The following is a 25,241-nucleotide window of genomic DNA, read 5'->3' as shown; positions in this document are numbered from 1 at the left end:
GTCTCAGGACACGTCGCCGACGTCGTCGCCCAGGTCGTCCTGGACCCGAAGCCCCGCCACCCACAGCGGCATCATCCAGTGCACGGCGAGCACGCCGACGAGGACCGGGGTCACGGCCGCCCCCAGGGGTGCGTCCGCCACGACCCCGTAGGCGCCGACGGCGCCCGCGACGGCCACGAGCAGCCACAGGGTGATGCGATGGGCCAGGGCGCGCACCCGGTCGCGTTCGATCAGCTGGCGCTCGTCGAGCATGCGGCCACGGAGTTCGAGCAGTCCGCGGGTGGATCCGTTGAGCATGCCGGTCAGCACCATCCAGGGCAGCAGCACGGCGACGACCAGCACGAGCTGCCCGTATCCGGGCCCGAAGACCGTGGCGATCCACGCACCCACCCCGATGGCGGTGAGCGCGATGTGCGCTCCCACCAGAAGCCGGCGGCGGGGCGCGGTGGCGTAGGCCGCCGCGGCCCGGCGGTCGTTCATCACCGCGTACATCCGTCGGTCGTAGCGCGTCGCGGTCATCACTGTTTCCTCCCGTAGACCTCGTCGGTGAGCGGCTGGAACGGCTCCAGGGAGAACAGCGCCTCCACCGGGAGCCCGAAGAACCGGGCCACTTTCAGGGCCAGGTCGAGGCTGGGGTTGTACTGGCCGCGCTCGATGTAGCCGATGGTCTGGTAGTGGACGCCCACTGCCTCGGCCAGTGCCTGGCGCGACACCTTCCGCTCCGCTCTGACAACGGCCAGCCTGTTGTGCACCTGCTCGCTCATGTATAAGAAGTACTACATTCGTACGCAGGTACACAACATCGGTGAGCCCGGGGCCCTGTGGGCCGATCAGGTCGCGCCGCGCGCGTCGGACCGGGCGCGGCCCGGGGGCGGGTGAAAGTGGTCCCGGAGTGCGGTGCCAGGGCGATGCGGAGGTCGAACATGCCGGACGGAAACAAGTGGAAGGCCGTCGGGCCCGCCGGTGTCGGTTTCGAGACCAAGGGCTCGACCTTCCCCGTGGGCGCCCGGATCGGTGGCCTCGAATCGGGTCTGGTCGCCGTCTGCGAGGAGTCCGGCACGGGGGTGAAGGGGACGGGGAAGGGCGAGGCCAGGCCCGGTGTGCACGGCTTCTCGGAGAGCGGCAACGGGGTCGGTGTGAAGGGCGAGGCCCATCACGGCGAGGGCGCGATCGGGGTGTGGGGTCACTCGGAGGAGGGGTACGCCGGGTACTTCGACGGGTCGGTGCACGTGAACGGCGACCTGGAGGTGGACGGCACGAAGGGCGTCACCGTCCGCATGGACGACGGGACGTACCGGGTCCTGTACGCCGTCGAGGCGCCGGAGCACTGGTTCGAGGACCTCGGCTTCGGGCGCCTCGTCGACGGCCGCGCGCAGATCACCCTGGACCCGGGGTTCGCCGCGGTCACCGAAGAGGGGCCCTACCACGTCTTCCTGACGGAGTACGAGGCCTCTCACGGGCTGTACGTGACGGACCGGACCTCCGTCGGCTTCGGCGTCCGGGCGGCCTCCGGCGCGGACGCCCGCGGCGAGTTCGGCTACCGGGTCGTGGCCCGGCGCCGGGGCCCGCAGCCCGAGCGTTTCGCGGTGCGCCGCGACACCTCGGCCGCCCGGCGGACCGCCGACCCGGCGGACTAAGCGCCTCCGCATCGCGCCCCCGGCTACCGGCTCTCGGCCGGGGTCCCGGCCCGGCTCTCCGAGGCGACGCGCGCGGAGAGGGAGAACTCCGGCGGGCGGCCGACGGCTTCGGGGTGGACGAAGAGTCCCCGCTCCCCGGCGGGCTTCTCCTCCTCCACCGTCAGGGGAGCGGTCCTGGCCCAGCCGTCGCAGCGGACCCCGGTGACCTGCCAGCAGACGTGCAGTCCCGCCGCGCCGCCCGCGATCGCGAAGGTGTGCTCGGCGAGGGGGCGGCTGACGTGCAGGTCGGGGGCCGGGCCGCCGACGGCCGTGAGCTGGTACCGGAAGGACTCGTTCACCGCCTCGAACCACTCGGGCAGCTCGACCGTGGCCCGGCCCCGCGCGTCGAGGGTGACCGTCCCGTCGTAGACGTTCTTCAGCTCCGGGGACTGCACGGCCGCGTGCACCAGGTAGTGGGAATCGGGGGTGAGCGGGTGGTCGATCCTGGTCCTGCTCCCGCTGTCGGACAGCGTTCCGGTGACCACGACGTCGCCGTCCAGGTAGGCCGCCCGTGTCGACCCGGACGCGATCAGGCCGGTGGCACCGGTCGCCGTGACACCGGCGCCCCGGGTGCTGCGTGCGTCGAGGCCCGCGCCCTTGGTGCTGGTCGCCAGGACGCCCGGTCCGTCGCCCCCGCTGCCCGCGACCCCGGCGTTCGCGCCGCCGCCCTTCCCGGTGACGCCGACGCCCAGATCGCTGGCTCCGGACACGCCGGCGCCCTGCGTGCTCGTGCCGGACACACCGGGTCCGGTCACGCCGGAGCCCTGCACGCCGGGGTTCGATCCGCCGCCCCTCCCGGTGACGCCGGTCCCCTGGGCACTCGTCCCCGCGACACCCACGCCACTGCCGCTGGACGCCGAAAGACCCGCGCCGGTCGCACTCCTGGCCAGCACGCCCACCCCACCCGTGCTGACGCCCGACACCCCGGTGCCCGAGCCCGCCGTGCCGAGGACGCCCGCGCCGGGACCGTCGACGGTGCCGGCGACCCCGGCGCCCCGCGCGCTCAGCCCGGACACGCCAGGGCCCGCCGTACCGGTCCCCTGGACGCCCGCGTTGGATCCGCCGCCCTCCCCCGTGACACCGATCCCCGCGTCACTCCGGCCCGAGAGCCCGGCGCCCTGCGCGCTCGTACCGGACACCCCGGCGCCCTGCGCGCTCAGGCCCGCCACGCCCGGGCCCGCCGTACCGGTGCCCTGGACGCCCGCGTTGGACCCGGCACCCTCCCCCGTGACACCGATCCCCGCGTCACTCCGGCCCGAGAGCCCGGCGCCCTGCGCGCTCGTACCGGACACCCCGGCGCCCTGAGCGCTCACGCCCGAGACGCCCGGGCCCGTCGTGCCCGTGCCCTGGACGCCCGCATTCGAGCCGCCGCCCGCCCCGGTGACACCGATCCCCTGGGCACTCGTCCCCGCGACACCCACGCCACTGCCGCTGGACGCCGAAACACCGGCACCGGTCACGCTCCTGGCCAGCACGCCCACCCCGTCCGCGCTGACGCCCGACACCCCGGTGCCCGAGTCCGCGGTGCCGAGGACCCCCGCGCCGGCGCCGTCGACCGTCCCCGAGACACCCGGCCCCTGCGCACTCGTACCGGACACGCCCGCGCCCCGCGCGCTCGCCCCCGACACCCCCGGACCCTCCGAACCGGTGCCCCGCACGCCGGGGTTCCGTCCGCCACCGGTCCCGGTGACGCCGATCCCCTGGTCGCTCGTCCCCGACACGCCCACGCCCTCGGCGCTCGTGCCGGACACTCCGGCGCCGGTCGTGCCGGATCCCTGGACGCCGGGGTGGGACCCGCCGCCCGTTCCCGTGACACCGATGCCCTCGCCACTCGTCCCGGCGACGCCGGGGCCCTGCGCGCTGGACGCCGACAGACCCGCGCCGGTCGTACTCCTGGCCAGCACGCCGACCCCGTCCGCGCTGACGCCCGACACGCCCGTGCCGGAACCGGCGGTGCCGAGCACCCCGGCGCCCGGCCCCTCGGCGGTTCCCGCGACCCCGGCGCCCCGCGCGCTCGCCCCCGACACCCCCGGACCCTCCGAACCGGTGCCCCGCACCCCGGGGTTCCGTCCGCCACCGGTCCCGGTGACGCCGATCCCCTCGTCGCTCGTCCCCGACACGCCCACGCCCTCGGCGCTCGTCGCCGTCAGACCCGTGCCGCTGCCGCTCCTGGCCAGCACGCCCGTGCCGCTCGTACTCACCCCCGACACGCCCGTGCCGGAACCGGCGGTGCCGAGGACTCCCGCGCCGGGACCGTCGACGGTTCCCGTGACCCCGGGACCCCGCTCGCTCAGGCCGGACACTCCCGGGCCGCTCGTACCGGTGCCCTGGACGCCCGGGTGGGACCCGCCGCCCGAGCCCGTGACACCGATCCCCTCGTCGCTCCTCCCCGTGACCCCGGTCCCCCGAGCACTCGTACCGGACACACCGGTTCCGCCCGTACTGGTCCCCAGGACGCCCTCGCCGGACGAGCCGACACCGCGCACCCCGGGGGACGACGATCCGCCGGTCCCGAACATGCCGGGCCCCTGCGCGCTCGTACCCGACACGCCCGGCCCCGTCGTGCCCTCGCCCTCGACGCCCGCGCCCGGGCCTCCGCCCCTTCCGGTGACGCCGACGCCCCGGTCGCTCTCGCCCGACACGCCGGGGCCCGCCGTGCTCGTGCCGGACACGCCCGGAGCGGTGTCCGCGAGGCCCTGGACACCGGCGGCCGTGCCGCCGCCGCTCCCCCGGACCCCGGGGCCCGCCGTGCTCGCGCCGGAGACGCCGGGACCGGTGGTCGCCGTGCCCAGGACTCCGGCGCCCGAGATGCCGGCCACCCCTCTGACGCCGTCCGTCTGCGCGCTGGATCCGTACACCCCGGCGCCCGACACCCCCGTCCCGGACACACCGGCGCCCGCGCCGCTCGCATGGCCCTCGATGCCGGAGCCGTCGGTGCTCGACCCCGACACACCGGCCCCGGTCGACCCGATGCCGAGAAGTCCCGGGCTGGTCCCGCCACCGGTTCCGAAGACCCCGGGTCCGGTGGTGCTGAGTCCCCGCAGGCCTGGACCTGCGTCCCCGCTGCCCTCCACACCGGCGCTGCCCAGGGCTCCTGTCCCCCGCACGCCCGGGGCCTGGGCGCTGGTGCCGCTCACTCCGGGGGCCAAGCCCCCCACACCCAGCACCCCGGGCTCGTCTCCCGTGCTCGATCCGGACACGCCGACGCCCCGGAGGCTGGTGCCGAGGACGCCGGTGCCGCCCGCGTTGGAGTCGGCCCTTCCGAGGACACCGACGCCCTTGGCCTGGCCGTTGACGCCGTACACGCCGGCGCCGCCGGGCCGCGTCGCGTCCCCGTGAAGGGAGCTGCTGCCGAGCACGCCGTTGCCTTCGGCACACTCCCCCCAGACTCCGTAAGGCTCCGTCGGGTCGTACCCGCCGAGGCCGTTCCGACCGTGGAGGGACTCATCGGGCGGCGGTACAGGCATGATCGTCTCCTCTTCCCGTGCGCCGGAGGCGCGTGTCATTCGTAGGTGAGCTGGACGCAGAACACCGCCACGGACTCGTTCACGTCGGCACGCATGACGTCGAGCAGCAGGAAGTAGCGCTGTCTGTCGTTGGTGATCTCCACGCCCTGGCTCGGGGCCGCCTCACCCAGCTTCGAGGCCGTCAGCAGGGTCACCGATCCGCCGCTGTTGTTGATCTCGCGGGACTTCAGGACCGCACTCACGACCGCCGGGGAGCTGTTCGGGATGCGTCCGGTCATCAGCAGGGACGTCACCTTGACTCCGTCCGGAAGGACGATGCTCATGAAGCCATGGGCCTCCGTCTGGCCGCTCGGCTTCTCGACCATGTCGACGGCCTGGCTCCAGGCCGGCAGCGGCGCTCCTCCCGCGTTGGGGTTCGGACTGGGCGCCAGGACGGGGACCAGCGTGAGGTGCATGACCGGTTTCGTCAGGTTCCGGATGATCGGGTTGATCTGGTTCCTCGCCAGGCCGCTGAACTCGTCCTCCAGCCGGTGGAACCGGTCGTTGAGGCCGTTGTCACCGCCCGCCTGGACGCGGTCCTGGTTGTCGATCCAGTCCTTGTGCTGGAACTTCGGTTCGTAGAGCTCAACCATGACGTCCGTCCTCTCGGAGACGCAGGAAGGGGGAGGTACGGGGATCGGCCAGGTGGTAGGTCGGGAAGGTGTAGACGGGGAACAGGTCGGGCTCGTCGGCCCTCAGGCCCGCCAGGACGCGCAACCGGTCGGTGCGGCATTCGACCCCGATCGGATGGAACCGGTTGAGGATGTTCAGGATCAGGTCGTACTGCTCCTTCGTGATGCCGCCCGCCGTCTCCTTCAGCCTTCGCTTGAGCCGGACTTCGCACTGGTACGGGCGCGGCCCGCCGCCGCGCAGGCTCGTCGCCCTGACCAGTGCACGCCCCGGTGTCACGCCGGTGACCGTGGTGACGGGGCCGGAAGCCGTCGAGAAGGACACGGCCCCGTGGTCGTCCGGGGTGGAGGACCAGAGCACCTGCTCTCCCGCCCCGGTGCCCAGCGGCAGTTCCGTGACGAGGCGGGGCGGAGAGGGCGGGTGGTCGCCGAGGGGGGCCGGGTCGGCGAGGAGCAGCGTGCCGCTCCTCCGGGGTGCCAGGACCAGGCAGGGGTCGTACGGGGTGCCCGCGGGGCTCGCGGCCAGGGCGGATCCGCCGGGGCTGAGGGCCTGGAGCAGCCGCAGGTCGGTGGCGACGTCGACGACGTGGACCCGTCCGGTCGGCGTGGCCGCGTCCTCGGGGGCCGGGTCCTCGGACGCCACGTAGAGCAGCCTGCCGTCGCCGCTGAGGGCGAGGGCCGCCGGAACGGTGTCCGTGGAGAAGTCCTCGACCGTCGCGACGGGCCGGACCGCGGGCGGGCGGTAGACGCGGATCCTCGCGCCGGCGCCGGCCGTTCCCGGGCCCAGCACGTACAGCTTGCCGCCGTCGGGGGTGACCGTCGCGGCTCCCGCCTCCGGTTCTCCCGTCGCGACGGTCTGCCCGAGGGTGAGCGTGGAGCGTGCGACCCGGCACCACAGGCCGCCGTCCACGAGGACGTACAGGGAGGGACCCGTGGCGGGCACCGCGATCGATCTCGGCGCGGCGGGCAGCGGCAGGGACGCCGTCTCCTGACCTGTCGTCAGGAGACAGGCGCGCAGGGTGGGGTGGTCGCCTCCGAAGCCCACGTACAGCCGGCCGGAGTCGGTCGCCAGGGCCGCCGGGCGGGGGCCGGTGATGTCGGGGGCGACGGGGGTGAGGGTGACGGGGTCGAGGACGGAGACGCGGTCGAGCGGTTCGTGCGCGACGTAGAGGTGTCCGCCGCCGAACGCGAGGGCTCCGGGGAAGGGGCCGACGGGTCGTGAGACCGCCGGGGCGATGAGGGGGAAGCCGCCCTGCTCGGGCTTCCGGAGGGTGAGCGCGGTGATCCGGTGGGTCCCCGACTCGGCGAGGTAGAGGTGTGCGCCGTCGTCGGAGAAGCACGCGGCGGTGGGGCGGGCGGCGGGTTCGGCGGTGAAGCGGGCGGTCTCCCCGGTGAGGAGTTCGTCCGGTCCGCGCACCGCCGGTTGCTCTCCGGCGGCGACGGCGACGTGGACCGTCTCGGGCTCCCCCGCCGTGCCCGCCGCGACCGCGATGTGGTCGAAGCCGGCGTCGAAGGCGTGCGCGGCGAGCGCCCGGGCGGTGAGGCCGGCGTGGTGGAGGACGAGCGCCCGGCCCTGGGTGTGCAGGTCGGCGCGGGTCCGGTCGCCGGCCGCTTCGGCGGGGACGTACGAGGTGAGGACGGTGAGGGCGCCGGGCGTGCCGCGGAGCAGGGCGAGCAGCCGGTCGAGCGCCTCGGAGGTGACGCGCTGCATCATCCGGTGCACGTCGGCCTTCCCGTAGTCGACCGGTGCGGGCGGGTCGTCGAGGTCGTCGGTGCGGACGTCCAGCATGTTCGGGTCGAAGTCGCTCGTGCGGGGACCCGCGTCGTGGGTCTCGGTGGCGTCGCGGAGGCCGGTGCCGCTGATGCTGTGCCCGGCGGTGAGGGCGGTGTCGCCCAGTCCGACCCGGAGGGTGCGGGTGCCGGCGGCGACGTGACCGTGGCGTACGACCTCGACCCGGACGGAGACGTCGCCCGCCGCGCGCGCGAGCAGGGTGCCCGGGCGCTCGGGAGGGAGGGCGGCGTCGCCCGCGCCGGAGCGGAGCACGCTCCAGCGGATGTGCGTCTCGGGGAGGCCCGAGGGGTCGGGTTCGATGCCGAGGGCCAGGCTCTCCCCTTCCCTGACGTCCGGGAGTCCCGCCGTCGGCGGCGGGGTGCCGGAGGTGATGCGCAGGGCCTCGCCGCGTGGCTGGGAGACGTGGACGACGCGGTCCCGGCTGTGCTCGACCCAGCCGAATCCGGCCGCGTGGGCGAGCGCGGCCAGGCGGTCGGTGTCCAGGGTGTCGTGGTCCAGGAGGAGGGCCCGGCCGACGGCGTGCAGGCCGGGGCCGGTGGGGTCGTACGCCGTGAGGACCCGCAGTGTGCCGTCCGGGGGCCGGGGCTGCGCGGCGAGGCGGGCGACGAGGGCGTCCAGGGCGCGCAGGACGACGAGTTGCATCCTGCGGCTGTCCTCGCCCCCCGCGAAGCCGAGGCCGTGCAGGTCGGGGTGGCGGATCAGCCAGTCCGGGTCGAAGTCGGGCTCATCCTGGGCGGCGGTGCCGACGGCGGACGCCTCGGTCGCGCCCTGGTCGCCGTCGGCGGTGAGGGACCGGCTCAGCGGGACGGTCCCGGGGAGGACACGCACGGGGTGCGCGCCGCTGACTCCCACGTCGTCGGGCTCGCGCACCTCGAACGGCGCGGGGTCGCCCGGGGCGGCGGCGATCGGTACGACGGCCTCGTTGACGGCGTCCTGGAGGTGGCCGGGGGTGGGCAGCAGCCAGCGGTGGAAGATCCGGAGCCGGGCGCGGTACCGCGCGTCGCTCTCGCCGGTGACCGGTTCGAAGGTGGTGCGGGCGCGCCGGGACAGCCGGACCTCTTCGAGGACCCCTCGGTACGGGGCGGGTTCGTCGGTGTCACCCCTTCGTTCCACGCCCCGGCCCATGACCAGGTCGGCGGTGCTGGTGAGGGCGCCGAGGGCCGGACCGGGGCGGTCGGGCCCGGCCTCGGGGGCGTCGGCCGGGCCTCCGGTGACGCGGCGGGCGACCTCCGTGCCGTCCACGTACAGCAGGGCGGTGACCGTCCCGTCCTGGCGGTCGACCACGCCGGCGATGTGGTGGAAGGCGCCGTCGCCGAGGTCCCGGTCGGCGAAGAGGTCGACCTCCTGGCCGCCGTCGGAGAGGGAGAGGCGGAGGTTGCGGTCGATGCCCCGGAAGGTCCCGACGGTGAGGGCCCAGCCCGCGCTCCGGGGGGCGTTGAGCACTGCGCGCTTGGCGACGACCGCTCCGGTCGTGGTGGTGTCGGGGTCGGGCCGCACCACCGCCTCGACGGTGAAGGGGTCCGTGGCCGGGAGGTCGAGGTGCGGGGAGTCCTGGACGGTGACGGCTCCGGGCGCGGGCCCGAACCCGAAGGCGTGCGAGAAGCGTCCGGTGCGGCCGCCGTGCGCGCCGTCGTTGGTGCCCCGGCGGGCCGTGTCCCCAGGGGCGGCGGCGTCGACGACCACGGTCACCTCGGCGTCGGGCGCGCCGGGGTCGTCCCGGTCGGTGGACGGAACCTCGTCCAGGTGGAAGAGGGCGAGCGTGTGCGCGTCGGGGGTGTGCGGCCGGGGCGGGAAGCGGGGAGCGCCGAGGTCGAGCCCGAGGAGGTCCAGGCTGGCGCCGTGGGCGGTGCGGGTGTCGCGTTGGGCGGCGACGTCGCGGAGCTGCCGGGCGACCTCCTCGTGCTCGGCCCCGATGACCCAGAGGAGTTTGGCCAGGTTCCCGAGGAGGGCGGTGACCTGCCAGGGGAGGTCGTCGGACGTGCCGCCCGGGTCGAGGGGGCGCAGACCGACGAGCCGCAGGTCCGCCGTGAGGTCGGCCGTGCCGCTGGGGAGCGGGACGGTGACGGCGCTTCCGGCGGGCAGACCCGCCGGAACGGTGACGTCCACGTGCTCCCGCGGTGCCGAGGGGCTCCGTCGGTAGAGGACGCGGACGGTGAGCGGTGCGGTGACGTCCGCGCCGGGTGCGAGGAGGTAGCGCGGCAGCTCGGGGGGACGGCCGTACCGCCGGCGGTAGGCCTCGAAGTCGTAGGCGGGTACGGGGATCGTGCCGGCCTCGCGGGGGCCGAGCGGCAGGAGCAGGCGCTCCATCCCCCGGTCGTACGGGGCGGGCAGGGCGGACCCCATGACGGCGAGGACGTCGCGGGAGGGCCGGGGACTGTGGGGCGCTGTCGTGGTCATGTGACCACGACCTGGATGTCGACGAGGGAGCTGTCCACGGAGAAGCGGGCGATCTCGTCGGGAGCGAGGACGAGGTTCTCGCCCGCCGACAGTTCCTGGGCTCCGCCGTAGGTGGCGCCGCCGTAGTAGGTCTGTCCGAAGGCGGGGGCGAAGCGCCGCAGTCGGAGGTTCTGCACGTCGACGACCCCGGCGGCGGTGCGCGCGCTGAGGACGATGTCGGAGTAGAGGACGCCGTGGCCCAGCCGGAGGCGGTTGACCGAGCCGCGCACGGCGTCGAGGATCGCGCCCTCGGCGGCCTGTGCGTTGTGTCCGGCCTCGACGACGAGGGTGGCCCGCATGCCGATGTCGACCTGGTTGGCCGCGAGGACGGTCGGGAAGACGGACACCGGCCGCCACTGGGCGACGGCCTCCAGGACCTGGTCGTACACGCCGGGCACGGCGTCGTTCTCGCTGGTCCAGGGCCAGCCCGGTTCGGTGGCGACGACGATGTCGAAGAAGTACGGGGAGCCGGTCTGGCGCGGTCGGGTGAAGGTCCGGGTGCCGTAGCGGAAGGTGCCGTAGGCGCGTCGGGTGGCTTCGACGCCGCCGAGGGGGTCGAAGACCGCCGCGTCCCGTACGCCGTCGACGTCGAGGACCTGGGCGAGCAGGGCCTCCTGGGTCCAGACGGTGCGGGGTACGCCGAGGAGCCGGGCCCGGTAGTCGCCGTCGGGCTCGCCGAGGTCTCCGCCTTCGAAGGCGTTCTGGACGAAGGGGGTGACCTCGGCGGTGCCGAGGTTGAGGTTGTGCCGCGTCCAGGCGGGTTCGAGGCGCAGCCTGCTCGTGGTGCCGATGTCGCCGGCGGGTCCCCGCACGACGGCCTCGGCCTCGACGGAGGCGGTGGTGCCGGTGGCGGTGAGGGTGACGGCGCGGGTGGTCCGGAAGGCCAGGGCGGTGGCGTCGGGCGCGGTCTCGTCGGGGACGGTCTCGACGACCGTGCCCTCGGGCAGCACGTAACGCCGGTCGGGCTCGGGCCGGGTGAGGGTCAGGCCGATCGTGCCGTGGGCGCGCAGTGCGCGGCGGGGCAGGCCGAGGTCCCTGCCCAGCAGGTCGAGGCTGGGGCCCTGGGCGGTGGTGACGAACCCGGCGTAGTACTGCGCTTCGAGGGCGCGCCAGAGCTCGTGGGTGTCGACGGCCGCCGCGTCCAGGACCTTGCGCAGCGCGCTGCCTGAGGTGAGGTCGACGTCGTCGCCGAACATGGCCCTGGCGCGGGCCTGCTGGTCGGCGACGATCCGGTCGATGCCCTTGACGACGAATCCGTCCTCGGTGACGCCGAACCGTTCCTCGGAGGTCATGGGGTGCCCCTTGCTCGCAGGGTGAGGGCCGCGCCGGCGACGGTGTCGACGACCGCGTAGACGGTGGAGCGGCGCTCGGCGCGTGCGGCGGCCGCGCTCCGCAGCCGGGTCTCCGCGTCGAGGTCGGTGCCCGTCTCCAGGAAGCGGGGGTCGTCGTCGAAGAACACCTCGCGCACGTCGGTGACGCGCCGGTCGGAGCTGAGGCAGCGGACGAGCTCCATCGTGAGGTGTTCCTTGCGGGTGGGCAGGTCGTGGGCGTAGGCGCCGATGGCGAGCCGGTCGAAGCCGAACCTGATGTTGAGCCGGTCGCTGCCCGCCTGGGTGGCGACGGCGAGCTCCAGGGCCTGGCCGAGGGCTTCGGCGCCGACGACGAGGGCGAGGTCGCGGGAGCCCGGGTCGAGGACGAGGTCGCCGTCGTCGAGGGCGAGGCTGCGACCGAGGCTGGGGGCGCCGTCCCGGGGGACGGCCCCGGCGAGGTAGGGGCGGAGGTCGGGCGGGGCGGGGGCGGCCCCGGGGGTGGCGGGGGCGGACGGGACGGGCGCGGCCTCGGGAGTGGCGGGCGGCGCCGGGCCGGCTCCGGAGGGGTCGGCGGGCCGGCCGCCGGGGAGTCCGTCGCCGGATGCCCGGGCGGGTGGGCCGGGCCGGGGTGCGGTCGGTTCGTTCGCGGGCATCAGAGCGTCTCCAGGAGGGACTGGCCGGGGTCGGTGACGTTCCAGACGCCGGGACCCAGGCCGCTCGCGGTGACCCCGTGGGCGGTGGCGAGCAGGACGGGAAGCCCGCCGACGGTGAGCCTCCGCGCACTCCCGTCGGGTGTCGCCGGGGCGACGACGCAGGGTTTCGGTCCGTCGGGGGTGCTGGCGGTGCAAGGCGTGATCATGCCGGGCACGGGGGTGACCGGTGAGCCGAAGACCAGGCCGTTCTCCTGGCCGGCCAGGACGACGCCGTGCTCCTTGACGGTGATCCGGGGGTCGCCCGTCAGGAGCGTGAGCCGGCCCTGGTGGAGGCATGCGATGACGGCTCCCTGGACGAGTACGAGGGGCATCAGGTGATCGCCACCTTTCCCTGGGCGACGGTGAGCGTCACTCCCCCGGAGGTGAGGGCCACGCCCTTCGCCCCGGCGGAGACGGTGACGCCGCCGTCGGCGGCGATCCTGACGGTGCTTCCGGACGGGTGGCGGAGGACGAGAGCGTCGTCGTCGATCCTCATGCCGCTGCCGGACGCGTGGCTGAGCTCGACCGCCCGGTCGTCGATCCGGAGGCTGGTGCCGGACTTGTGGGTGAGCAGGAAGACCTCGGCGTCGCCCTCGGTGGGGCGGTCGCCGACGGGCGTGCAGGCGTCCTCGCCGATGACGACCTTGAGGCCGACGGCCTCCACGACCCGGCGGCCGTCCGAGGCGATGAGGTCGTTGACCCCCTTGCCGGTGGGTTCGGGCAGCGGCCCGATGGTGAGGTCGGTGGGGAGGCAGAGCCACCAGTCGCCCTCCTTCGCCTTCGGGCGGTCCATCCTGCGCTGGTTGGACCAGACGAAGCCGGTGACGACGGAGTCGTCGGGGTTGTCCCTGACCTGGTTGAGCAGGGCGCGCATGCCCCGGTAGACCGGGACGGAGAGCCCCACCTTGTGCCAGGCGAACGGCGAGGCGATCGGCTTGTCGTGGCGGAACGCCTCGCCCTCGGTGATCTCCAGGTCGACGCTCGGGGAGGCGACGGCCTCGTTGGGACGCTGGCCGCTCTCCAGGTCGGCCACCCGCTCGTCGGGCTTGGCCTTGTCGACGCGGGCGACGTCGACGGAGGGGGTGAGGGTCGCGGCCTGCTGGATCTTGCCGGCGATCAGATCCGCGACGGAACGGGCGCTCGCCTTGCGGGCGAGGTCGCTGAGACGCCGGTTGCCGCCGTCGGTGCCGAAGGCGACGGCCCGTCCGGTGCAGGTGTATCCGTTGCGCGGCGAGAAGGTGTGGGTGAGCTGGAGGACGCGGAACCCGGTGAACGGGTTCTCGTACCCCTGGACACCGGCCGCGACGAGCTGGCCGGCCCGCAGGAGGGGCAGGCCGAGGACGGTGAAGTCGAAGGCCTTCACCTTGGCCGGGTTCGCCTCGTCGGTGAGGAGGTTCTGCTTGCCGACGGGTCCCAGGTCCACGGGCTTGAACTCGGCGAGCCGGACCGGGGTCATGCTCCCCAGCACCACCAGGGAGTCCTCGCCGCCGAGGGCGGAGGCCAGGGCCGCCAGGTCGGGAACGGCGGGCAGGGGACCCTTGGGCGGGTGCGTGACCGCCTTGCCGAACTGCACCGTCCCGTCCTGGACGAGGACTTCGGCACCGAACTGCGCGGCGAGCTCCGCCAGGAGGGCGAAGGCGTTGACCGCCTGCTTGGCGATCTCCCGCTCGCCGGTGTCGGGGTCGGGCCGGCCGACGACGTCCACGCCGGCGAGCCCGGCGACGCGCTTCACGGCTTCGGCGGGGTTGGCGCAGGTCATCGACAGCTTCGCCACCGGCGGCGTCGTTCCCGGGTCCACCCGGGCCAGGAGGCGGTGGGCGGCCTCCTCGTACCCGGCCAGGCGCATGCCGAGCGGCGGGTAGCGGGTCGCCGACCGGACGGCCTCGACCCGGCCGGAGAGGACGATCTGCCGGGAGGCGCTGTCGTCCAGATAGCCGAGGTGGATGTCGACGTCGATGCCGCCGTCGGCGCCGGTCCCGTCCCCGAGCGCGGAGGCCAGCCGCTGGTGCACGTCGAGGGGCAGGTCGGTGAACGTGACGTCGAAGCTCGCCGGCCGGCCGATCTCGTACGTGACCACGATCTCGGCGTCCGCGAGCACCTTGCCGCTGCGGACGTCGCTCGAGAGCGTCGTGCGCAGGACCGGGAAATCGATCTTGTACCAGAGGATCACGCCCATCGCAGCGCCACCCCGATCACGATCCGGGAGCCGTAGTGGCCGCTCCCGTTGAGGTTTCCGCGGGCCACCGTCGCCTCGACCAGGCGGATCGCCAGGGGGCCCGCCTCGTGGACGAGGTCCGGTTCGGCGACCAGTTTGCGGAGGAAGAGGACGCGGGGTCCCGCGGGACCGGGACCCGCCACGCGGAGCACCAGGTGGCCGGGGGGCTCGCCCCGCGGCGCCGGATCCAGGGGCTGGGGCGCGCGGCCCCACTCCGTCAGGTCGTAGAGCGTCTCGGGCGGGTCGTCCTCGCCGCCGTCGAAGTTGGCGTAGAGGGCGAAGTCGTACGCGGTGTCGCCCACCGGGCACCGGAACACCTGGGGAAGCCCCTGGTCGGGTTCGACCGGCAGGCGGAGGAAGCGCGGCGCGTCGTTCACAGCCCGCCTCCCAGCTGGCGGTCCGGCGGGAGCATCTCGCTCACGACCGGTATCGCGGTGGTCCCGGCGGCGAGCGCGAGGTCGAGCGCCTCCCCGAGGACGGCGGTCAGGCTGGAGCGGGGTACCTGTTCCAGGCTGATGCTGACGTCGAGCGCGTCCCGCTTCTGGTTGGACTGGGTGAAGCGGAGGCTGGTGATCTGCATGTCGAGGCTGACGGTCATCCCGCACACCACCGGCAGGCCGGCCAGGTTCATGAGGGGGGCGGTGGATCCCGCCAACGCGCGCGAGGTGAGCGCCATCGCCTCCAGCCCCTTCTTCGACAGGAGGCGGGTCCGGCCGACGAGCACGGCCTCGACGCCGATGCTCCTGGTGGTCGGCGAGACCAGCTGGGCCAGTCGGCTGCCGGCGATCCTGGCGACCTGGTACCCCTCGCTGAGGGTCAGGCTGGTGACCGTGAACAACGGCACCGCGCCGATCAGGACGGGGACGTTCACACCGGCGGGCATGTCAGCGCCTACCTTTCCTGGTCATCTTTCCGGTCCTCCTCCGACGGGTGTCCGGGCAGCCGCTTCCGCGCGTGCTTCGGGGCCTCCTTCGCGAATTCCCCGAGAGCGTCGCCGGGGCCCGGTCCGGGCGGCGCGCCCTGGTCGGGGGGGCGCGCCCGGCGTGCCTCCGTCGGGCTTCAGCGCGGACGGCGCGGGGGCGGCGGGGGCGGGGGCGGGCTTCGGTGCCCGCTTCCGTCGTCGGCCGGGCGGGCGGGTCGCCTTCTCGACGGCCTCCCGGCGCTCCTCCTCGGTGAGCCAGTCCAGGGTGGGGCTGTACTCCTCGAACCACTCGGCGAAGTTCTGCTTCTTCGCCTTCTTGCGCGAGGGGCGCGGGGCGGCGCTTTCGGGGGGCTTGGAGGCCTTGGCCGGCGCGGCGGGCTTCGCTGCCGCGGGAGGCTTGGGCGCCTTGGGTGCCTTGGGTGCCTTGGGCGCCTTGGGTGCCTTGGGCGCCTTCGCGGTCTTGGCAGCCTTGGGGGTCGTCGCCGGGACCTTCGGAGTTCCGACCGGGCCCGGGTCCTTCCATCCGTTGATGAGGTCCCTCTTGATCTCGACCATCTCGCGGATCACCCCTTCCTTCCCGCCCGTCCTGCGGGCCTCCACGAGCCGCCTCGTCACCTCCTTGTAGTAGTTGTCGGTGTGCAGCGTCTGGTGGCGCGTCAGGGCCTGGGGGACGATCCTCGGGTCCTCGGAGGTACGCGGGAGGTAGACGCCGTTCAGCGGATCGGCCCGGGGGTCGACACCGGCCCATTCGAGGATCTCCCGCGCGGGCCCGGCCCGCCGGTCGGTCCAGGCGACGATGTGGTGCGCGTCGTGCCCGTACGGCTGGTGCTGGCCGATCGCCTCCATGTTCGCCGCGAGGGCGCGGGAGGCCTCCTCGGCCTCGGTCAGCTTCGACCGGAGCTCGTCCCGGACGCCGAGCGCCTCCGGCGGCACCTCGTCGGGCTCGTGGTGGAGGGCCTTGCTCTCGCGGCCCGCCTTCCCCTCCGCCTCCGCGATGTCCGCGGCGAGCTGTCCCTCCTTCGACTTCCGCTTCCGGAGCTGCTCCTCCAGCCACTCCAGACGCTCCATCGCGTCCTCGGGGTCGGTCCGGTTGATGCGCTTGATCTGCTCCAGTGCCGCCTCCATGGCCCTGCGGTCCGGGCCTGGGGCCTTCGGGAAGCGCCTGCGCAGTTGCTTGATGCGCTCCAGGACCGGGGCCTTCGCGGCGGTCGACGCCTTGGCGCGGAGCGGGGGCGACACCCTGACGCGGGGCGGGCGGGGCGGGCGGGGCGGTGGGGCCACCCGCCGCCAGGAGGCCTTGTCACCGCGCCGGAGCCTGTCGAGGAACTCGCCGAACCCGACCGCCCGGTCGCCCGTGACCTCCTTCGTCCGGATCCGGTCCAGGCGTACGAGCATGGCGTCGAAGGCCTCCGCCTTTCCCCCGGCGCGGCCGTGCATCCCCTGGACGACGTCGATCCCGTACTGGGCGACGGCCTCCATGCGGCGGGGCTCGGCGGCGAGCAGCGCCAGCAGGTCCGCCTTCACCTCCGCGCGGGCGCCGATCCGGTCGAGGCCGATCTGCTCCAGCATGTGGGAGAACCGGCCGCCCTCACCCTCCTTCAGCTCCACGGCGATCCGGCCGACTTCGGCGGTCTCGAAGCCGTCCCTCCCGATCAGCCGGCCGTAGACCCGCGCCAGCTCGGGCGTGAGGCCGCCCGACTTCAGGCCGAGGACGTGCAGGACCTCGGCCTTCCGCTGGAAGTCGGCGACGACCGGACCGAGCCGGGGATGCTCCACCAGCGAGGTGAGCGTGCTGCCCGCGGGCACGTCGACCTCGCTGAGGACCGCGCCGAGGCGGGCGCCGTCCTCCTCGGGGAGCATGCGCAGCAGGTCCGCCACCTCGTGCTCGTCCTTGAGGGCCTTCAGCACCTCGCTGCCACCGTGCAGGACGGACGCCAGCCGGCTGAACCGCGCGGCGTACAGCTCGGCCTCGGTGGCCTTCAGCAGCTTGAGGAAGCGCAGGACGGCGGCGATCTTCTCGATCTTGACCGCGGCCTCGACGACGGCCTTGATCTCCGTCATCCAGGTGAGCGCCTCGATGATCACGCCCCATTTGATCCGGGTCGCGGCCCGCGGACCGACTCCGAGCAGGGCGGCGCCGCGCAGTCCGTCGACGAGGGCCGCGCCGATGTGGCGGACGAGTTCCCGCAGTTCCTCCTGCGCCTTCTTGTCGCCGAAGCGGGACCGGTGGCAGAGGTACTGGAGGCGGGCGAGCTGGTAGAGGCCGGAGAGGATCTTCTCGGGCTCGGTGAGCATCATCTTGAACGAATCGAGGGTCGAGAGAACGAATCCCGTGGCCGCCCGCGCCGCCTCCTCGAACTGGATCATGAGTTTGAGGTCGGGAACGTCCGTGACCTCGTCCTCGACGCCCGACTTCAGCGTCGCGTCCCGGTCCGTCCCCAGGTTGAACGCCTCGGTCACCAGCCCGAGGAACTCCCCCGCTCCGAAGGGCCGGTGGTCGCCGAACTTCCTGCCGATGTCGACCAGCAGCGTCCAGAGGTCGTTCCCCAGGTCGGCGAAGAGCTGCTCGTACAGACCGTGCTGGATCAGCCGGTCGCGGACGGCGAGCAGGTCGGCCATGCCCTCGATCGACCGCATGATCTCGATGACCGCGTGCCGCTGCTCCTCGAAGGTCCAGGCCTTGACGAGCACCCGCAGGTACTTCTCCCTGGTCTCCCCGTCGACCAGGGCGAAGGCCTTCGCGTCCATCTCGCCCAGTTGCTCCGCCGCCTTCGCGAGGCTGTCGCCGTCGCCGGCGAGTGCGGCCTCGACCAGCCGGTCGAGGTCCTGGAAGGCGAGGGTCCTCAACCGTTCGCGGGACAGCCAGTGCTCGGGGGACGACCTGCTGAGCCTGACCCAGCGCTTGCCCTCCTCCTTCGACCCGTACAGCCAGCCACGCTCCTTGGTCCAGAGCAGCTGGACGCCGTAGCGGTGTCCGTCGAGGGTGGTGACCACGGGCAGCACGGTGAAGCCCTTGAAGGTGCTGATCTTCTGGCCCTCGTACTCCCAGTGCGCGAGCTCCCGGCCCATGACCTCGTCGGTCACGGTCGGCGCGGTGGCGACGGCCCAGTGGACGCTCTCCCTGGTGCCGAGCGGGCCTTCGAGGACGGCGAACGAGCGGGCGCCGAAGAGGTGGTCGCCGAGCTGCACCGCGTGGACGAAGCTGCGCGAGCGGGCGTGGCGGGTGGCCTCGCCCAGCAGCACGAGCTGCGTGGCACCGATCACCATCACGGCCCGTCCGTCGACGGGGCTGGGCCCCGCGACGACCTCGTCGCGCGGGTCGGTGCCGGCGTCGTCGTCCGCCGGGGCGGCGGCCGCGTCCTGGGGGGCGGGGCCTTCGGCCGGTGCGTCGTGCGCCGCCGCCTCCTCCGGGGTCCCGCTGTCCGAGGTTCCCGTCCGCCTCTCCTGCACCACGGTGACGCCGGGTTCCGTCTCCGCGCCGTCCGTGGGGCCGGCTTCCGTGGCGGCCTCGTCTGTCCGCGCGGTGCCGTCCTCGGTCTCCTTCCCTGCCGCTCCCTCGTCCGGCTCCCCGGTGCCTTGTTCGTGGTCATGGTCGAGCTCGGGGGCCTGCTCGTCCGCGCCGGTGGACGCCGGGGTGGTGCCGGACGCACCGTCGCCCTCGTCGGGTGCGGCCACGGCGAAGGCCAGCAGGCCGTGACCGGACGCGCCGTTCGTCGGCGTGGCCCCCGTCTCCTCACGCGTGGCGGCCGCCGTGAGGGAGCGGCGCGTCCCCTCGGTGCGGGCCCCCGGGGTCTCGCGGTCCGCGAGCAGCCGTACGGGCCGGGCGAGTCCTCCGTCGCGGTCGTCCGTCGCCACCGCGTCGGCGACGGCGCGGAGCAACAGCCGCTCCAGCAGCGCCTCGTACGGGAACCGCTCACGGTCCCCTCCGAAGACGACCGACGCGGGGAGGTGGAGCCTGCGGTACGCCGTGCCGCGTCCGGCCGCCGTCCCGGCGGCGGGTGGCGCGGACCCGGCGGCGGTGTTCACGGTCGTGTCCTCGGGGGCGCCGCCGCGCTCGCCGCCGCCGTCCCGGCGGGGTCGGCGGGCGCCGGGACGATGTCGGGGTAACCGGCCGCCGCGAGGCGGGCCCTGGCGAGCCGCAGCCTGCGGGCGAGGGCCTCCTCGACCACCTCGCCGAGGCGTTCCAGGGCAGCGGGCGAGGGCGTGCCCGTGATCCTCACGGTGATCGGGAAGTGGCAGGTGATCGTGCGCATGGGACGCTCCGGGCCGGGGGTCAGCTGAGGGCCTCGTGCAGGGCCTCCCAGATTCCCGCCACGAGGTCCTGGCGGGTGTCCTCGGCGATGTCCCCGGCCAGGACGACCTCGATCGGGAAGTAGAAGTGGAGGTCCGCCCCCGGGCCGGAGACCACGACCGGCTCCGGTCCGACGGCTTCGGGCACGGCGTCCCGGGGTTCGCTCTCCTGGTGCGGCATCGGTTCCTCCGGAGTCCGCTCAGGCGCTGGTGGCGGTGACGGCCAGGCAGACGCAGTTGAAGGTGGTCGTCGGCACGCCGTCGATCACGATCGTGCTGGCGGCGGAGGTGATGTAGCAGTCGTTGAAGGCGATCTGCTGGAAGGTCCAGTCGGTGCCCGAGGCCTCCTGGACGCCGATGCTGAACGTCTCGTGGGCCAGGGCCATCTGGGTGAGCTTGGCCACCGCGGGACCGATCGCCTTCACGGCCATGGAGAAGGTGAAGGCCTTGGGCTGGACGATGTGGGCGACGTTGTCCGCCTCCAGCGAGTGGAGGGGCATCACGGGACTGTTGAACGTGGGGTTGAACGAGTCGATCGGGGTGATCACCGTCGTGCCGATCATCACCGTCAACCGGGTGTCCCACTTGACCTCGGTCATCACTCGGCTCCTTAACCCTTGAGGGACAGCTTGACGGTGATCTGGTGGATCACGCCCGCGTAGACCACGGAGACCTCCATGTCGACGGCGCGACTGCTCCGGGTGTCGGCGATGAGCTTCACCTCGTCGGGGGTCAGCGTGGCGCGGTCCCGCTCCAACAGCACGAGGAGGGGGATGTGGAGGGAGTAGCTCTCGATGACCCCCTGGTTCACCAGCGGGGAGAGCACGGTCTGGACGAGCGTGACGACGGTGCGCAGGCCGGGGCGGTCGATGCGGAGGTCCCCGATGGCCTCGATCAGCGACGCCTTGACGCGGAAGCCGACGTCGTCGAGCGTCCGCACGATGTCGATGTACTTCTTGTTGCCGCTCGGGCTCGCGGTGAGTCCCTCTCCCATGTACAGGCCGCCGCCGGGGAGCAGCGCGGGGCTGGTCACCCAGTTGACGGAGCCGGCGGCGAGGGTGTCGATGTCGGCGACGGTGAAGCGTTCGGTCATCTCGATCGAGAGGGGTTTGAGCAGCAGGGAGATGTGCGGCTCGTAGCCTGCGACGACTCCGGCCACCGCCGCCGCGACGTCGTCGTGGGCCGACTTGTGCGCGATGAGGACCATGCGCGCGTCGTGGATCGCGCCTTTGTTGAGGGCGACCTGTTCCTCGGCCGTCAGGGTCTGGTCGAGCATGGCGACGCCGATGCGTTCCTTGCCGTCTCCGCCGGTGTTGGAGACTTCGACGACGTGCTTCGCGAGGAGTTCGACGGGGTGGTCGGTGTCGGGGTCCTGGCCGAGTGGGGTGTTGGCGAGTACGACGATCTGTACGGCGAGTTCCTTCGCCACGTCGAGCCCGTCGCCCCAGTCCGGGCTGGAGTGGGCCACCTGGACGCCCCAGACGCGGGTGGGGGGCGGTGTCTGCCGGAAGGCCGTGGAGATGGCGGCGGCGAGGTCGCTGAGCCCCTGCGCGACGACCTGTTCGCCGGACTCGTGGTCGGCCGCGAGGGGCTTGTCGAGGGTCCAGGTGAAGTGGTCGTCCTTTCCCTCGGCGGTGCTCCTGACGGTGCGCTGCTCGGCGTTCGGGCCCTCTCCGATCGTCACGACCGTGTCGGCCGGGAAGTCGGCCGGCGTGCTGAGGGTGGTGTCGGACTCGGCCGCGTCGGCGGCCAGCTCCGTCGTGCCTCTCGGGTAGGCCGTCACGGCGTCGGACGGGTAGGCGAAGGACCGGGCCGTGGTGGACGCCTCGCTGCCGATCGCGCCCTTGCCGATGACGGCGATGTCCCCGAAGGCCCTGGTGGCGGGCGCGAAGAGATCGCTGCTCGCTTTGACGGTGACGTAGTTGTACGGCATCGACTGCTCCTCACCGTGTGGGCGGCCGGTCGTCGGGGGCCGGCCGCCGCCGGCGTGTGCCGGGGCTTCAGGGGGCCGCTTCGAAGGCGGCCACGAACCCCTGGGTGCCCAGCAGTTCGCCGACCTGTTGCTCGGTCGCGCGTGACGCGGGGTCGTCGGGCGGGCCGGCGGGGAACACCGCCAGCCACGCGCTGGAGGCGAGCAGGGCACCGCCGTCGTGGGCCTCGGGCCGTGGGCTCGCCGCGTCGACCGCCCGTCTGGCCTGGCCGAGCCGGCGCAGGGCGTCGACGGGGTCGAGGCGGTCGAAGAAGAGCGCCGACACCCGCAGGGGGAACCCGCGGGCCGGCGCGGTCGGGTCGTAGGGGGGTGTGTCCGTGTACTCCAGCCGGTGGGTCCCTTCGAAGGAGTCCGGTGTGCCGCCGTCGGCCCAGGCCGCCGCGTCGACGGCGGCGAGGACGCCGCCGTCGGGCGCGGTCCGGGCCGTGACCAGGGTCTCCAGCGACATGTCGATCCACTGGACGGCCGGGGTGGCCGGGATCCGCACGGTGGCCCGGGCCTGCTCCGTCGTGGGGATCGTCTTGTCCCACGCCCCGTGCACGGCGATCGTGGCGTGGACGGCGGTCTGGAACTCCTGGTGGAGGACCTGGACCGCGTCCACCGTCCTGATGTCGAGGCGGGTGGGGTCGTAGACGGAGACGAGGAGCGCGCGGGCGCGGAGGTGCTCCGGGTCGGTCCCGGGCGCGAGGAGCGCCCGCACGTTCTCGGGCTTCAGGTACCGGAGGGTGAGCGCCTCCGTGAAGGTGCCGGTCGCCGTCATCTGTCTCCGCCTCCTTCCCGTGGGTGGTCCCGGGGTGTCCGGGCGCGTCAGCCGGTGTCGGCGTCGGGGAGGCAGAACGCGCATCCGTCGTAGCCGCGGGCGAGCGCGTCGTCGCGGGTGAAGAACGGGACTTTGCTCGCGGGGCCGAGCTGCCCCCAGAAGGGGCAGGTGGAGATGTGCATCTCCATGGTGTGGGGGTTGCCGAAGAACACGCCCTCGAACTCCGTCACCGCGGTGATCTCGATCGTGATGCGTCCGGCGACCTCGCCGTCCTGGATCTGGGTGGCGACGAAGTCGTAGTCCTTCAGGTTCTCGGCCTGGTGGGAGAAGTCGATGAGGATCTCGGCGACGACCTCGGCTCCGGCGCCGAGGGTGAAGCCGTCGACGACGGCGGTGGTGCCGCCCGCCATCCCGAGGGTGGAGCGGACGTCTCCGGTCCCGGTCACCGTGATGCCGGTGAGGGAGGACGCGTTCACGAGGCTGCTCAGGGTCTTCACGGAGATGCGCGTGTCGTCGGGCATCGCGGTCGCGTCGAGCCGCCACTGGCCGACCGTGGTCCTCGGGCCGCCCCGGAGCCTGATGACCATCTTGTTCTGGCCGCCGAGTACGGACTTGCGGGGGTACACGTTCCGCTGCCCCACGTTGTTGTCGTACTTGACGACGAGGTGGTGGGGCACCGACTTCCGGAGCGACGCGAGGGTGTCGGTGACGGCGGGGTCGTCCGCTCCGCTCACGATCGCGATCAGGCATTCGTGGTCGGCGACGGTGGGGGTCCAGGGGAAGGGTCCGACGCGGACCGATCCGCCGGGCGGGATCGCCTCGTGGATCGTCTCCTTGCTGATGGACTTGAAGTGGTCGGGCCAGATCATCCCGGTCCCGGGGTCGCACCGCCAGGTCTCGACCTTGAACCGGTCGGGCGCGGCGGTCTCGGTGCCCCGGTTGTGCACGCGGACGTAGAGGTAGTTCAGCCGCTTCGCGATGGGTTCCTGGTGGCCCGCCTCGGGGTCGTCGCCGGTGGTGAGGTCCTTGTTGCGCACCCAGATGTCGGGGGACACCCAGAAGGGATCGGTGCTCGGGAGGATGCCGTTGTCCTGGGCGCTGTCGGCGATGAAGAGGTCGACGGGCCGCCGGGCCCACAGTCCCTGGCGTACGAAGGCCTCGTCCATCACCTTGCCGTACACGCCGCCGGTGAGGGCGGCGTCCGCGGCGATACAGGTCCTGGCCAGCTGGACGGCGTTGCTCCCGCTGTCCGCGGTGTCCGGCGGGACGAGCGGCAGCGTCTCCAGGAGCGTCCTGATCATCTGGTCGGCGGCCTCCTCCCGGGAGGCGGCGTCGGGCTTCGACCCGCCGATCCCGAGGTAGCACTGCCACAGGGCCGTGGCCAGCATGGAGGTCCTGAGGTCGGCGGCGTAGCCGTCGAACCCGGCGTCGTCGAAGCGCTGGGACAGGTCGAGCCGGCGCACGGAGCCCGGGACGTCCTTCGCGTTGTGGTCGAAGGGGAACGTCTCGGCGCGGCGGTGGCCCGAGGGGTTGAAGCGGTCGCGGTAGAGGCCGGCCATGGCGTCGCAGACACCGTGCTCGTACTCGAAGTCGCCGGTGAGGCCCTGCCGGAGCCACTGCACGACTCCGTGCGTGTACTCGTGCACGATGACGCCCAGGTCGGCGGCTCCCGGCACGTGGTCGGTGTCGAAGCGGATCCGCGGGGGTGTCGTCGTACCGATCCATTCGCTGCGCCCGGTGTCCGCGGCCCCCTGGGGGTCGACGTCCACCTTGGTCATCCTGCTGTTGAGGGCGGTGTGGCCCAGGTCGCGGAGGTGGCGGGCGAAGGAGTCGATCCAGAAGTAGGCGTTGGCGCTGAGGAACGTCCTGTCGTCGGGGTAGTTGGTGAAGACGAAGGCCGCGGACGAAGGTGCCGGCTGGGGGAAGGCGGGGGCGTCCCAGTCGAGGCACCGGCACCAGTCGCCGTCCAGGTGGAACCTGCCGTCGGGGCCGGCCGGAGCGACGTCCGCCTGGACGTCGTGCAGGCACGTGACCAGGTCCGCCTGGCCCGTGGTGCTGTCGAAGTCCTCGTCCTTTTCGGTCACGGGGTCGGGCCGGAAGACCTTGAGCGTCGCGGTGACGTACTTCCCGGCGATCTCGGTCCAGAGGAGTTCTCCGGCGACGGCGTCCACGACGACGCGGAAGTGTTCGAAGGGGCCGGTGGTCTCGACGACGAGGTCGTGCACGAGGTGCAGCCCGCCGTCGGGGCGCCGCCTGCCCTCCTTGAGGAGCGCGAACGTGGCCGTGGGCGGTTCGACGTCGGGCAGTGCGGGCCGGGACGTGTCCCTGAGGTGGACGAGTGCGTCGCGGACGATCACGGCGGAGTCGTAGCCCGTACGGAAGGGCCGCAGCGCGGCCTTCCGGACGACGTCGGGTCCCTGGTCCTCGCGCGGATCGGGTGCCTCGGAGACGTCGGGCTCCAGGGTGTTGACGACCTGGACGACGGCGGCGCGGCCGGTGTCGGCGGCCATCCGGACTCCGGCGCCGAGGACGGGAAGGTCCTGGTGGAACTGCTGGTAGTGGACGTGGAGCGTGGCCGCGCCCTCGGCCGTGTCGACCTCGCGGAGGTCGGCACGGTCGGTGCCGAGGTCCTTCGCGTGCTCGCGTACGAAGGTGTCGACGGCTCCGCGCGGAGTCGCGGCGCGGAAGAGCGTGGCTCCGGGATCGACGCAGGAGCGCAGCACGCCGGCGGCGTCCCGGTGCTCGCCGACTCCGGGGACCAGGCGCAGGGGCCGGTCGGGCCCGGGGTCCGGTCGGTCTGTCTCGCGTCCCTCGTTCCGGCCCATGATGTGCTCCTTGGCGGAAGTGCTCCTCGGCGGAGGTGCTTCTCCGCGCACGCGGATCGATGGCCCCTGGTGCCGCTCGTCCCTGGCGATGGGGGTCGGCTCGGGGCGGCTCCTGCCGATGGGGGTCGGCTCGGTTCGTGCCCTGCCGATCGGGGTCGGCTCGGTTCGTGCCCTGCCGATCGGGGCGGCTCGGGGCAC

19 protein-coding genes are annotated in these 25,241 nt (G+C 73.5%); 1 reads left to right on the top strand and 18 read right to left on the bottom strand.

Features of this window, described 5'->3' with window-relative positions:
- Nucleotides 1-3: 3 nt before the first annotated feature.
- The gene (locus ACFYXU_RS21455) at nt 4-519 is read right to left on the bottom strand and encodes a hypothetical protein (protein WP_389459256.1); all 516 of its coding nucleotides are present in this window, start codon (nt 517-519) and stop codon (nt 4-6) included.
- A complete protein-coding gene (locus tag ACFYXU_RS21450) occupies nt 519-764 on the bottom strand; it encodes a helix-turn-helix transcriptional regulator (RefSeq protein WP_055639523.1) in 246 nt (81 codons plus the stop codon). Before ACFYXU_RS21450 ends, ACFYXU_RS21455 begins: the two co-directional genes overlap by 1 nt.
- Before the next feature lie 159 nt (nt 765-923).
- On the opposite strand from ACFYXU_RS21450, the gene ACFYXU_RS21445 reads away from it, so the two are divergent.
- Nucleotides 924-1,637, top strand: a complete 714-nt coding sequence (locus ACFYXU_RS21445; protein ID WP_389459253.1) for a hypothetical protein — start codon at nt 924-926, stop codon at nt 1,635-1,637.
- A gap of 23 nt (nt 1,638-1,660) precedes the next feature.
- On the opposite strand, the gene ACFYXU_RS21440 is transcribed toward ACFYXU_RS21445, so the two are convergent.
- The 16 genes from ACFYXU_RS21440 to ACFYXU_RS21365 all read right to left on the bottom strand — a co-directional run bounded on the left by ACFYXU_RS21440 (nt 1,661) and on the right by ACFYXU_RS21365 (nt 25,043).
- Entirely contained in the window at nt 1,661-5,143 is a 3,483-nt protein-coding gene (locus tag ACFYXU_RS21440) for a beta strand repeat-containing protein (protein WP_389459251.1), read from the bottom strand.
- Between the two features lie 35 nt (nt 5,144-5,178).
- Nucleotides 5,179-5,775, bottom strand: a complete 597-nt coding sequence (locus tag ACFYXU_RS21435) for a hypothetical protein (protein WP_389459249.1) — start codon at nt 5,773-5,775, stop codon at nt 5,179-5,181.
- A complete protein-coding gene (locus ACFYXU_RS21430; RefSeq protein ID WP_389459246.1) occupies nt 5,768-10,000 on the bottom strand; it encodes a LamG-like jellyroll fold domain-containing protein in 4,233 nt (1,410 codons plus the stop codon). Before ACFYXU_RS21430 ends, ACFYXU_RS21435 begins: the two co-directional genes overlap by 8 nt.
- On the bottom strand, nt 9,997-11,331 hold the full coding sequence (locus tag ACFYXU_RS21425) for a baseplate J/gp47 family protein (RefSeq protein ID WP_389406804.1): 1,335 nt from the start codon (nt 11,329-11,331) through the stop codon (nt 9,997-9,999). The genes ACFYXU_RS21430 and ACFYXU_RS21425 overlap by 4 nt, the downstream gene beginning before the upstream one ends.
- On the bottom strand, nt 11,328-12,002 hold the full coding sequence (locus ACFYXU_RS21420) for a hypothetical protein (protein ID WP_389406803.1): 675 nt from the start codon (nt 12,000-12,002) through the stop codon (nt 11,328-11,330). The genes ACFYXU_RS21425 and ACFYXU_RS21420 overlap by 4 nt, the downstream gene beginning before the upstream one ends.
- Complete coding sequence (locus ACFYXU_RS21415; RefSeq protein WP_389459244.1) at nt 12,002-12,373, bottom strand: hypothetical protein; 372 nt, start codon at nt 12,371-12,373, stop codon at nt 12,002-12,004. The genes ACFYXU_RS21420 and ACFYXU_RS21415 overlap by 1 nt, the downstream gene beginning before the upstream one ends.
- Nucleotides 12,373-14,217: a hypothetical protein gene (locus tag ACFYXU_RS21410; protein ID WP_389406801.1), complete on the bottom strand. Its 1,845-nt coding sequence runs from the start codon at nt 14,215-14,217 to the stop codon at nt 12,373-12,375. Before ACFYXU_RS21410 ends, ACFYXU_RS21415 begins: the two co-directional genes overlap by 1 nt.
- Nucleotides 14,208-14,633, bottom strand: coding sequence for a hypothetical protein (locus ACFYXU_RS21405; protein WP_389406800.1), 426 nt, complete (start codon nt 14,631-14,633; stop codon nt 14,208-14,210). Before ACFYXU_RS21405 ends, ACFYXU_RS21410 begins: the two co-directional genes overlap by 10 nt.
- Complete coding sequence (locus ACFYXU_RS21400) at nt 14,630-15,139, bottom strand: hypothetical protein (RefSeq protein ID WP_389406799.1); 510 nt, start codon at nt 15,137-15,139, stop codon at nt 14,630-14,632. The genes ACFYXU_RS21405 and ACFYXU_RS21400 overlap by 4 nt, the downstream gene beginning before the upstream one ends.
- 21 nt (nt 15,140-15,160) lie before the next feature.
- Nucleotides 15,161-19,204: an AHH domain-containing protein gene (locus tag ACFYXU_RS21395; protein WP_389459242.1), complete on the bottom strand. Its 4,044-nt coding sequence runs from the start codon at nt 19,202-19,204 to the stop codon at nt 15,161-15,163.
- Complete coding sequence (locus ACFYXU_RS21390) at nt 19,201-19,431, bottom strand: hypothetical protein (RefSeq protein WP_389406797.1); 231 nt, start codon at nt 19,429-19,431, stop codon at nt 19,201-19,203. The genes ACFYXU_RS21395 and ACFYXU_RS21390 overlap by 4 nt, the downstream gene beginning before the upstream one ends.
- A 20-nt stretch (nt 19,432-19,451) precedes the next feature.
- The gene (locus ACFYXU_RS21385; protein WP_361392317.1) at nt 19,452-19,649 is read right to left on the bottom strand and encodes a hypothetical protein; all 198 of its coding nucleotides are present in this window, start codon (nt 19,647-19,649) and stop codon (nt 19,452-19,454) included.
- Between the two features lie 19 nt (nt 19,650-19,668).
- The gene (locus ACFYXU_RS21380) at nt 19,669-20,067 is read right to left on the bottom strand and encodes a hypothetical protein (protein ID WP_361392314.1); all 399 of its coding nucleotides are present in this window, start codon (nt 20,065-20,067) and stop codon (nt 19,669-19,671) included.
- Nucleotides 20,068-20,078: 11 nt separating this feature from the next.
- Entirely contained in the window at nt 20,079-21,401 is a 1,323-nt protein-coding gene (locus tag ACFYXU_RS21375) for a hypothetical protein (protein ID WP_389406796.1), read from the bottom strand.
- 67 nt (nt 21,402-21,468) lie between these two features.
- Complete coding sequence (locus ACFYXU_RS21370; RefSeq protein WP_389406795.1) at nt 21,469-22,218, bottom strand: hypothetical protein; 750 nt, start codon at nt 22,216-22,218, stop codon at nt 21,469-21,471.
- Nucleotides 22,219-22,265: 47 nt separating this feature from the next.
- Nucleotides 22,266-25,043: a hypothetical protein gene (locus ACFYXU_RS21365; RefSeq protein ID WP_389406794.1), complete on the bottom strand. Its 2,778-nt coding sequence runs from the start codon at nt 25,041-25,043 to the stop codon at nt 22,266-22,268.
- Nucleotides 25,044-25,241 lie beyond the last annotated feature (198 nt).

It is taken from the genome of Streptomyces sp. NPDC002232, from assembly GCF_042890295.1.
Lineage (GTDB): Bacteria > Actinomycetota > Actinomycetes > Streptomycetales > Streptomycetaceae > Streptomyces.
The sequence above is the reverse complement of the archived record's forward strand: the minus strand, read 5'-3'. Positions and strand labels throughout refer to the sequence as shown.

What these genes read in the sequence shown, in the direction of transcription:
- ACFYXU_RS21455 (WP_389459256.1), bottom strand. Translation starts at nt 519, where the DNA reads ATGACCGCGACGCGCTACGACCGACGGATGTACGCGGTGATGAACGAC.
- ACFYXU_RS21450 (WP_055639523.1), bottom strand. Translation starts at nt 764, where the DNA reads ATGAGCGAGCAGGTGCACAACAGGCTGGCCGTTGTCAGAGCGGAGCGG.
- ACFYXU_RS21445 (WP_389459253.1), top strand. Translation starts at nt 924, where the DNA reads ATGCCGGACGGAAACAAGTGGAAGGCCGTCGGGCCCGCCGGTGTCGGT.
- ACFYXU_RS21440 (WP_389459251.1), bottom strand. Translation starts at nt 5,143, where the DNA reads ATGCCTGTACCGCCGCCCGATGAGTCCCTCCACGGTCGGAACGGCCTC.
- ACFYXU_RS21435 (WP_389459249.1), bottom strand. Translation starts at nt 5,775, where the DNA reads ATGGTTGAGCTCTACGAACCGAAGTTCCAGCACAAGGACTGGATCGAC.
- ACFYXU_RS21430 (WP_389459246.1), bottom strand. Translation starts at nt 10,000, where the DNA reads ATGACCACGACAGCGCCCCACAGTCCCCGGCCCTCCCGCGACGTCCTC.
- ACFYXU_RS21425 (WP_389406804.1), bottom strand. Translation starts at nt 11,331, where the DNA reads ATGACCTCCGAGGAACGGTTCGGCGTCACCGAGGACGGATTCGTCGTC.
- ACFYXU_RS21420 (WP_389406803.1), bottom strand. Translation starts at nt 12,002, where the DNA reads ATGCCCGCGAACGAACCGACCGCACCCCGGCCCGGCCCACCCGCCCGG.
- ACFYXU_RS21415 (WP_389459244.1), bottom strand. Translation starts at nt 12,373, where the DNA reads ATGCCCCTCGTACTCGTCCAGGGAGCCGTCATCGCATGCCTCCACCAG.
- ACFYXU_RS21410 (WP_389406801.1), bottom strand. Translation starts at nt 14,217, where the DNA reads ATGGGCGTGATCCTCTGGTACAAGATCGATTTCCCGGTCCTGCGCACG.
- ACFYXU_RS21400 (WP_389406799.1), bottom strand. Translation starts at nt 15,139, where the DNA reads ATGCCCGCCGGTGTGAACGTCCCCGTCCTGATCGGCGCGGTGCCGTTG.
- ACFYXU_RS21390 (WP_389406797.1), bottom strand. Translation starts at nt 19,431, where the DNA reads ATGCGCACGATCACCTGCCACTTCCCGATCACCGTGAGGATCACGGGC.
- ACFYXU_RS21385 (WP_361392317.1), bottom strand. Translation starts at nt 19,649, where the DNA reads ATGCCGCACCAGGAGAGCGAACCCCGGGACGCCGTGCCCGAAGCCGTC.
- ACFYXU_RS21380 (WP_361392314.1), bottom strand. Translation starts at nt 20,067, where the DNA reads ATGACCGAGGTCAAGTGGGACACCCGGTTGACGGTGATGATCGGCACG.
- ACFYXU_RS21375 (WP_389406796.1), bottom strand. Translation starts at nt 21,401, where the DNA reads ATGCCGTACAACTACGTCACCGTCAAAGCGAGCAGCGATCTCTTCGCG.
- ACFYXU_RS21370 (WP_389406795.1), bottom strand. Translation starts at nt 22,218, where the DNA reads ATGACGGCGACCGGCACCTTCACGGAGGCGCTCACCCTCCGGTACCTG.
- ACFYXU_RS21365 (WP_389406794.1), bottom strand. Translation starts at nt 25,043, where the DNA reads ATGGGCCGGAACGAGGGACGCGAGACAGACCGACCGGACCCCGGGCCC.